The organism is Pseudocitrobacter sp. 2023LY-00077 (assembly GCF_055796175.1).
Map to the genome: position 1 here is coordinate 1 of NZ_JBSPEI010000038.1, position 7801 is coordinate 7801.

Genomic DNA, 7801 nt, shown 5'->3' on the forward strand with positions numbered 1-7801 from the left:
ATGGCTGGAAATTCGCGGCAACAAACCACTCGGTTGGGTCAAAGATGCGATGCGTGAATCGTATGACGCCTGCCGCACCGCCATGCTTCAGGCTGGCAACTCTCCGGCAATTCCGGATGGTTGGATTAATTGCAGCGAGCGAATGCCGGAAACGCACACGCCTGTATGGTGTTTTGGCAGCATACCTGAGGTATCAGGTAAAGAGTTTGGGTTTGAGGGATGGCTAACGATGGGTGGTTTTGTAGCGGAGAATAACAGTTCTTCTCCTGGTAGTTGCGAGAAGGCCATTGTCACCCACTGGATGCCACTGCCAGCAGCACCGCAGCAGGAGGCCGCTGAATTATTACGCGGACGATCATCAAGTAACGCAAGAATTGTTGAGTGCGTTAAGAATGAGGTTCCAAATGGCTAAGACAGCAGCAGAACGCAAAGCCGCGCAGCGTGCCCGCCAGTCTGCCGACGGTAATCGCAAGGTTGAGTTGCGCCTCGACGCGCAGGAACTGGAAATGCTGGAGCGGAACTGCGCCGCCCGGCGCCCTGGTCGTGCGCCGTATGAAATGGGTGAGTACATTGCGTTGCTGATCCGCCAGGATGATGCCCGCGCTCGTGGTCGCATCAAGTCCATCAGCGCCAACCGCTGCGGGAAATGCGGTGATTCACTGCCGGTTGATTCGTGCCCGTGCGACGGTGATTCGCAATGCTGGGTTACGCGCGGCTGGCACGAAACAAAATTAGCTGTGTGACATGTCACGGTATATTGACTAATTCGCCGCATGATTATACTGTTTAAATGTACAGTGTTTTTATGCGGGGTTCCATCATGGGTTTTCCATCTCCGGCGGCTGACTATACAGTCCGCACGTTAAGCATCGATACTATCTGCCAGATAAGCGCAAACAGCCTGGTTATCGAAACAACATCAGGGTGCGCGGTAATCAACAGGTCTATGCGACCAAAGCCTCGCGACCTCGTGTTAATTGACCTTTGCGGTAAAAGTCATTTCGCCAGAGTCATGGGCGAATCACTGATAACGGATGACGGCGAGGCAATCGAGGGTGACGCTCTGGATGATGTTACCGTTGCTGGTGTCGTGACGTTTATTATCAATCGCGCATCCGGCGCAGATCATGATGACATTCCAGTTATGTAACATCCTTGCCACCATGTTAGTATTACCAAAATGGTAATTATTACTTTGGTGGTAACCAATGCCAGCGGAACTAAAACCACACAAACGCAAATCAACGCAGTATAAGCCTCTTACAGCGATGCAGGAGGCTTACTGCCAGTCCTACATTAAGTCACCTGAAAATCAGTCACAGGCTGCGATTGACGCAGGATTTTCGCCTAATACGGCAGCCGTCAAAGCCAGCGTGATGATGCGCGATGAAAGAATACAGAAACGGATTGCCGAGTTGATGGAGGAACGCAACAAGCGGAATCGCGTCAGTGCTGATTACGTCCTCATGCGCCTGGTGGAGATCGACCAGATGGATGTTATCGACATCCTGAACGATGACGGCAGCCTGAAGCCTATCCGCGAGTGGCCGAAAATCTGGCGTACCACGCTAAGCGGATTTGACCTTTCATCGACCATTATGAACATGAACGAGGACGCGATAGAGACCATCCTCAAAAAAATCAAATGGCCGGACAAGGTGAAGAACCTCGAGCTAATTGGTAAGCACGTCGACGTCAACGCGTTCAAAGAACGCCTGGAGGTTTCCGGCACAGTCACCATTGCAGATAAAATGGCGAAAGCGCGTCGCCGCGTCAAAGAGTTGGCTGGTGGTGAAGAATGACAGCCGCAGCCATGTCGCCGGAAGAGCAACTCGTCGAGGATATTGCCTCGTTCACGTATGACCCGCTGGGCTACGCGCTGTATGCGTTTCCGTGGGGCGAGGATGGCACCGAGCTGGCACACGCCACCGGGCCGCGTAAATGGCAGGCTGACGCGTTCCGCGAGATACGCGATCACCTCCAGAATCCAGCTACCCGACACCAGCCGCTGATGCTCGCCCGCGCATCCGGGCACGGTATCGGCAAATCTGCTTTCATCTCGATGCTCATCAACTGGGGCATGTCCACCTGTGAAGACTGCAAGGTGGTGGTGACCGCCAACACCGACAACCAGTTGCGCACCAAGACCTGGCCGGAAATAATCAAATGGTCGAACCTGGCTATCACGAAAGAGTGGTTCACCTGCACAGCTACCGCGATGTACAGCAACGACTCAGGGCACGATAAGCGCTGGCGCGCTGATGCAATTCCGTGGTCTGAGCACAACACCGAGGCATTCGCCGGGCTGCACAACGAGCGTAAGCGCATCATCGTGGTATTCGACGAAGCATCGAATATCGCGGATCTGGTGTGGGAGGTTGCCGAAGGCGCGCTGACTGACGAAGACACAGAAATTATCTGGGTGGCGTTCGGGAACCCGACACGAAACACCGGGCGTTTCCGTGAATGCTTCCGCAAATATAAACACCGCTGGAAGTGCGCGCAGATTGACAGCCGCACCGTGGAAGGAACGAATAAACAGCAGTTGCAGAAATGGGTGGACGACTACGGCGAGGATAGCGACTTCGTGAAGGTCCGTGTGCGCGGGATCTTCCCTGACGCATCTGAACTTCAGTTTATCCCTACCGGCCTGACTGATGCCGCCATGAAACGGGTGGTGACATCCGCACAGGTGGCGCATGCGCCGGTGATTATCGGTGTCGACCCGGCATACTCCGGCGTGGATGATGCGGTGATTTACCTCCGTCAGGGGCTGCACAGCAAAGTGCTCTGGACCGGCAATAAGACCACCGACGATCTGATTATGGCGAAGCGTATCGCAGACTTTGAAGACCAGTACCAGGCTGACGCGGTATTCATCGACTTTGGTTACGGCACCGGGTTGAAATCAATCGGTGACGGCTGGGGCAGGACATGGCAATTAATCCCGTTCGGCGGCGGCTCGACAGACCCGCAGATGCTCAACAAGCGCGGCGAGATGTTCAATGCCTGTAAGACATGGCTAAAAATTGGCGGCATGCTGGATGACCAGGAAACAGCGGACGACCTTTCTGCTGCCGAGTACAAGGTGCGTGTGGACGGGAAAATCGTCATTGAGCCGAAGGAAGATATCAAAGAGCGGTTAGGGCGCTCTCCTGGCAAAGGAGATGGCCTGCTGTTGACGTTTGCATTCCCGGTTGCAAAGCGTATTCGGATACCTGGGCAGCATAACCAACAAGGTAAGGCGCTGACCGATTACGATCCATATGCTTAACCGCTACTGGGGATAATGGTGGCAATATCCGCTGGTGGGGATAAAGCAAAGCCCGCGCATCGGCGGGCTGATTGTGACATGTCACGGTGTTACTTAACCAGAGATGCTGCGTACTCGATAAGGTAGAGCTTTGGCGCGATCCAAATCTTCAGCCAATCAAAATTAAACCAGAAACATATGAACAAAATTAAACCAGCAACACCACCAAAAACTGTCCACAAAATACAAATGGTATCGCCTGCATCGTCAAGAGGTCCATTAGCTACCTTTTTTATCGCTTTAACAGATGACCATGCGTAGAAGGAAAGAAATGCCAGAATAAACGCCTGAAAGAGCGCAGATGAAGCAGCGTTCCAAAGCAATAGTTGATGCACTACATCAGGAATTTGGGCCTGGCTAAAGCTAACGGCTGAATCTATACCATTACTGGCCTTTTGCAGTAGGTCCACGAGAATTTTATTCGCTTGTTCGTTCATGGTTATCACCTTAAAAAAATGCCCGGACGAACCGGGCGAACTGGAAGCAATGAGGGTGCCTTCCTTGGCTGTCACGGGTTTTACAGAACAACGTCATCGAGATGGCGCTCTGCTGTAAAAAGGGCGGTGGTCGATAAGTGGGAGAACTATCGCCACCGCCAATAACTACACAGCAATGGTACTGAGTATCACGGTCCTAAGGCGTGATGAGATTGTGGCGGTGGTGCCTCCACCTGCCGGTTCAGCCAGTTCCGGCGACGTTACACCATCAAGAAAACATTCATTTTTAAAGTTGAATGATTTGGCTTCGTCGCGTGCGCATAGCCGCAATTGCCACAACGCTGAGAACTTTCCTGCCAGTTGCACTCATTCAGGTGGAATGCAAAAGGTGGTGCCTGAAAAGCTCTCATCGTTGTGTGCTGGGATGATGCCCAGCTTATCCAGCGCCTTTACTTTTAATGCCAACGTCTATCTGCGCTACTCCGGCATCCTCGTCTCTTCCGAGGTGTCACACCGTATCGCCACGATGGTGAGTCGCCCTAGTCCGAAGTGCTGAGACGGCTTGCACATTCCGGCTACCCGGGAAGTCATTTAGCAAGGAACTCCCGGACCGCTACGCCACATGTGCCAGATGGCGAACTGCTCACTACGTCACATCAATTACCTAAAAGGTAATATCTACATCTATTTGTGTCAATATCCTACGCTAAATAAATCATATGTGGTTAAATTGGTAATAATTTAATTGCGTACGGAGCATCAGCTATGTGTATCGGCAGCAAGCCATCAGTGCCAGCAACGCCAGAAGTCCAGGCAGCACCGCAGGAGCAGGATGCAGCCGTGGTTAGTGCGCGTGACGATGAAGAACGCCGCCGCCGTGCCGCAGCAGGTCGCAACTCGACAATGCTCACCGGTGCCCAGGGCGATACTTCCGCCGCCAATACCAGCGGTAAAACGCTTCTCGGTCAGTAACGGAGTCTGAAGAGATGGCGGAAACCGAAAAAGAGCGGCTGCTGAAGCAGCTTGCACAGCTGAAGAATGAGCGCACATCGTTCGAGCCGCACTGGCGCGACCTGAGCGACTTTATCAATCCGCGCGGTTCCCGCTTCCTGACGTCTGACGTTAACCGTGATGACCGTCGTAACACCAAGATTGTCGATCCTACTGGTTCACTGGCTCAGCGCATTCTGGCCAGCGGCATGATGTCTGGTATCACCAGCCCGGCGCGTCCGTGGTTCAAACTGGCAACACCTGATCCGGATATGATGGATTACGGCCCGGTGAAAGTCTGGCTGGAAATCGTACAGCGCCGCATGAACGAGGTGTTCAACAAGTCGAATCTGTACCAGTCATTGCCTGTCATGTATGCCAGTCTTGGTACTTTCGGTACCGCCGCAATGGCTGTGCTCGAAGATGACCAGGACGTGATCCGCACAATGCCTTTCCCGATTGGCAGTTACTACCTGGCGAACAGCCCGCGCGGCAGCGTCGACACATCATTCCGACAGTTCTCCATGACTGTGCGCCAGCTGGTGCAGGAATTCGGTCTGGATAACGTAAGCCAGTCAGTGCAGGGGATATGGGCAAATGGTACGTATGAAGCGTGGATCGAGGTAAACCACTGCATCACGCCAAATATCAACCGCGACAGCGGCAAGCTGGACAGCAAGAACAAGCCGTTCCGCTCTGTTTATTTCGAGACTGGCGGCGACGCCGACAAACTGCTGCGTGAATCTGGCTTTGATGAATTCCCTATCCTGGCGCCACGCTGGGAGGTTAACGGCGAAGACGTTTATGCGTCCTCCTGTCCGGGCATGCTGGCGCTTGGTCAGGTTAAGGCTTTGCAGAAAGAACAGATCCGTAAAGCACAACTGATCGATAAAGCCACTAACCCGCCGATGGTTGCTCCATCACAACTTAAAAATCAGCGCGTTTCTCTGCTGCCTGGTGATGTGACTTACCTCGACGTAATGACCGGGCAGGACGGATTCAAACCTGCATATCTGGTTAACCCAAATACCGCCGACCTGCTGGCTGACATTCAGGACACTCGCCAGACCATCAACAGCGCCTACTTTGTCGACCTCTTCATGATGCTGCAAAACATCAACACCCGTTCTATGCCGGTGGAAGCAGTGATCGAAATGAAGGAAGAGAAGCTTCTGATGCTGGGCCCGGTGCTTGAGCGCCTGAACGATGAGGCGCTGAATCCGCTTATCGACCGCGTGTTCTCCATTATGGTGCGCAAGAACATGCTTCCGCAGCCACCTGACGTAATGCAGGGGATGCCGCTGCGCATCGAATACATCTCCGTTATGGCGCAGGCGCAGAAATCTATCGGCCTCACCAGCCTGTCTCAGACCGTTGGATTCATCAGTCAACTGGCACAGTTCAAACCTGAAGCTCTCGACAAGCTCGACGTGGATCAGGCTATCGACGCGTTCTCTGAAATGTCCGGCGTATGTGGGGCGGTGATCGTTTCTGCACTGTGAGGGGTATGGGGAAGATTGTCGGAAAGGCTGATGAACAGCGGGGTTGGGGAGATTTTAAGGTTTTGCACTACAAAAATGAAAATGACAAAAAATAGCTATTTTTGCGTTTAATTTTGCATTTGTTTGTTAGTGTTTAGATCTGGTTTAAATACGGTTTAAACATAGTTTGATGTCAGACAAGGTCCTGTAAAGCCAGGGAGTACATAAGAGAGTAACTCGTGCCTACCCGGCCTTCTTGTCGTTTTCAGCTAGGCCTGGCTTCGATGTGTCCTCACCAGTCGTAAATGTCCCTTTTTTCAGTTGCTCATTCAGGCGTATTAATCTTTCCTTATCCTCAGTGGACAACGTCTCCCAGGCTGAATCACGCTCATTCTCTTCGGAGAGTTTTTCTATCACTCCATTTGCACCGATTTTCATAAACAGGTTAATGAGATTCGCTCTTTGCTGAGGCGATAAAGCTTCGTAAATCATTGACCAAGCCACATATAAATGTTCATCGTTCTGTTTTGACGATGGCGCAGGTGAGCCTGTAAATGCGACATAAGTTGATCCGTTATCTTTCAGCTTAAGCGCCTCTGCACTATCCAGCTTTCCTGTATGCGCTTCATCAAAACATATTCCGGTAGCAAGCCATTCAACGGGCACGCCTTCCACATGTGATATCTTTACTGCCACATTGAGTGATGGCTCAGTTCCACGGGTGAGGTAGTTATTCAGTGTCGAAAATGCCAAGCCCCAATCTGCAGCTGCTGAACGCACCGTCCGCTGCCCTATAAGCATTCGAAGACGTGAGGCAATACTTTCTTTCCCGTCATCACCAATAGCAAAACTACTTTCTTTTTCCTGTTTCATTTTCTTTTCCTGTAACCAATTGATTTTCATGATTGTACTCATGAAGACAAGCCGCAAACTCATAAAGACAAAAGAAAGAGGTTTTTTTGCTTTACTTGTATCACAAGTGGATCAATACTTATCCCAACGGATAACCCGCACGGATTATCCGCACGGTTAACTTTTTAGGGTAATCGAAGTATGGAAAGAAATGAAGTACAGCGTGACTGGCATCGCATTGATATTGTCGCCGAACTCCATAAGCGTGGCGTCACTATGCGCGGCCTTTCCGCCAGCGCGGGACTCAAACCCGACACGCTGAAAAATGCGCTGGCACGTTCTTATCCCAAGGGTGAGCGCATCATAGCGAATGCTCTCAATTTAGAACCGGCATTAATCTGGCCAAGCCGTTACAACAAGGACCTGTGACATGTTCGTGACTGTTAACGAATTAGTTGGTGTCCCCGGATTGCCAACAACTCAGCAAGGACTGAGATACAGCCTTAAAAAAAGTGCAGGCAACTCCCCTGAACTGGTTCGCAAGCGTGCTGGCAGTAAGGCTTTCGAATATCACGTCGATTGTCTCCCTGAACAGGCACGCGAAATAGTCAAAGCCCGCCATTACCGCGAGGTGCTTAAGCAAAGCGGTTGTGCATCTACACCTGCTATGCCGAAGCGTGAGGTCACTACTTCTCGTGATGAACTTACGTTGCTGCGCCAGTGCCCGG

General features: G+C 51.8%; 10 protein-coding genes and 1 pseudogene. 8 read left to right on the forward strand and 3 right to left on the reverse strand.

Features of this window, described 5'->3' with window-relative positions; genetic code table 11:
* The coding region (locus ACWWFX_RS24700) for a DUF551 domain-containing protein (protein WP_473225033.1) at positions 1 to 412 on the forward strand (412 nt) is incomplete at its 5' end.
* Positions 405 to 743 (forward strand): hypothetical protein, encoded by a 339-nt coding sequence (locus tag ACWWFX_RS24705; RefSeq protein ID WP_473225034.1) that lies wholly within the window; start codon positions 405 to 407, stop codon positions 741 to 743. The genes ACWWFX_RS24700 and ACWWFX_RS24705, both read left to right, overlap by 8 nt.
* 278 nt (positions 744 to 1021) lie before the next feature.
* Here ACWWFX_RS24705 and ACWWFX_RS24710 read toward each other — a convergent pair whose 3' ends face one another.
* The gene (locus ACWWFX_RS24710) at positions 1022 to 1153 is read right to left on the reverse strand and encodes a hypothetical protein (RefSeq protein ID WP_473225035.1); all 132 of its coding nucleotides are present in this window, start codon (positions 1151 to 1153) and stop codon (positions 1022 to 1024) included.
* A 55-nt stretch (positions 1154 to 1208) separates the two neighbouring features.
* Here ACWWFX_RS24710 and ACWWFX_RS24715 point away from each other — a divergent pair, with 55 nt between their 5' ends.
* Positions 1209 to 1802 (forward strand): terminase small subunit, encoded by a 594-nt coding sequence (locus ACWWFX_RS24715; protein ID WP_473225036.1) that lies wholly within the window; start codon positions 1209 to 1211, stop codon positions 1800 to 1802.
* Entirely contained in the window at positions 1799 to 3274 is a 1476-nt protein-coding gene (locus tag ACWWFX_RS24720; protein ID WP_473225037.1) for a terminase, read from the forward strand. Before ACWWFX_RS24715 ends, ACWWFX_RS24720 begins: the two co-directional genes overlap by 4 nt.
* An 89-nt stretch (positions 3275 to 3363) precedes the next feature.
* On the opposite strand, the gene ACWWFX_RS24725 is transcribed toward ACWWFX_RS24720, so the two are convergent.
* Entirely contained in the window at positions 3364 to 3750 is a 387-nt protein-coding gene (locus ACWWFX_RS24725; RefSeq protein ID WP_473225038.1) for a hypothetical protein, read from the reverse strand.
* 765 nt (positions 3751 to 4515) lie between these two features.
* On the opposite strand from ACWWFX_RS24725, the gene ACWWFX_RS24730 reads away from it, so the two are divergent.
* Both ACWWFX_RS24730 and ACWWFX_RS24735 read left to right on the forward strand, forming a co-directional pair.
* Complete coding sequence (locus ACWWFX_RS24730; protein ID WP_414137706.1) at positions 4516 to 4722, forward strand: hypothetical protein; 207 nt, start codon at positions 4516 to 4518, stop codon at positions 4720 to 4722.
* Between the two features lie 14 nt (positions 4723 to 4736).
* Positions 4737 to 6230: pseudogene (locus ACWWFX_RS24735) on the forward strand (portal protein); the annotation flags it as partial.
* A 234-nt stretch (positions 6231 to 6464) separates the two neighbouring features.
* Here the strand turns inward: ACWWFX_RS24735 and ACWWFX_RS24740 are convergent.
* On the reverse strand, positions 6465 to 7124 hold the full coding sequence (locus ACWWFX_RS24740) for a helix-turn-helix domain-containing protein (RefSeq protein ID WP_473225039.1): 660 nt from the start codon (positions 7122 to 7124) through the stop codon (positions 6465 to 6467).
* Positions 7125 to 7274: 150 nt separating this feature from the next.
* Here ACWWFX_RS24740 and ACWWFX_RS24745 point away from each other — a divergent pair, with 150 nt between their 5' ends.
* Positions 7275 to 7502 carry a helix-turn-helix domain-containing protein gene (locus ACWWFX_RS24745; protein ID WP_473225040.1) on the forward strand — a complete coding sequence of 76 codons (228 nt, stop codon included), beginning with the start codon at positions 7275 to 7277 and terminating at the stop codon, positions 7500 to 7502.
* A gap of 1 nt (position 7503) precedes the next feature.
* The coding region (locus ACWWFX_RS24750) for a DNA-binding protein (protein WP_473225041.1) at positions 7504 to 7801 on the forward strand (298 nt) is incomplete at its 3' end.

Coding starts and splice junctions, on each gene's coding strand:
- ACWWFX_RS24715 (WP_473225036.1), top strand. CDS start 1,209: ATGCCAGCGGAACTAAAACCACACAAACGCAAATCAACGCAGTATAAG.
- ACWWFX_RS24745 (WP_473225040.1), top strand. CDS start 7,275: ATGGAAAGAAATGAAGTACAGCGTGACTGGCATCGCATTGATATTGTC.
- ACWWFX_RS24720 (WP_473225037.1), top strand. CDS start 1,799: ATGACAGCCGCAGCCATGTCGCCGGAAGAGCAACTCGTCGAGGATATT.
- ACWWFX_RS24705 (WP_473225034.1), top strand. CDS start 405: ATGGCTAAGACAGCAGCAGAACGCAAAGCCGCGCAGCGTGCCCGCCAG.
- ACWWFX_RS24730 (WP_414137706.1), top strand. CDS start 4,516: ATGTGTATCGGCAGCAAGCCATCAGTGCCAGCAACGCCAGAAGTCCAG.
- ACWWFX_RS24740 (WP_473225039.1), bottom strand. CDS start 7,124: ATGAAAATCAATTGGTTACAGGAAAAGAAAATGAAACAGGAAAAAGAA.
- ACWWFX_RS24710 (WP_473225035.1), bottom strand. CDS start 1,153: ATGTTACATAACTGGAATGTCATCATGATCTGCGCCGGATGCGCGATT.
- ACWWFX_RS24725 (WP_473225038.1), bottom strand. CDS start 3,750: ATGAACGAACAAGCGAATAAAATTCTCGTGGACCTACTGCAAAAGGCC.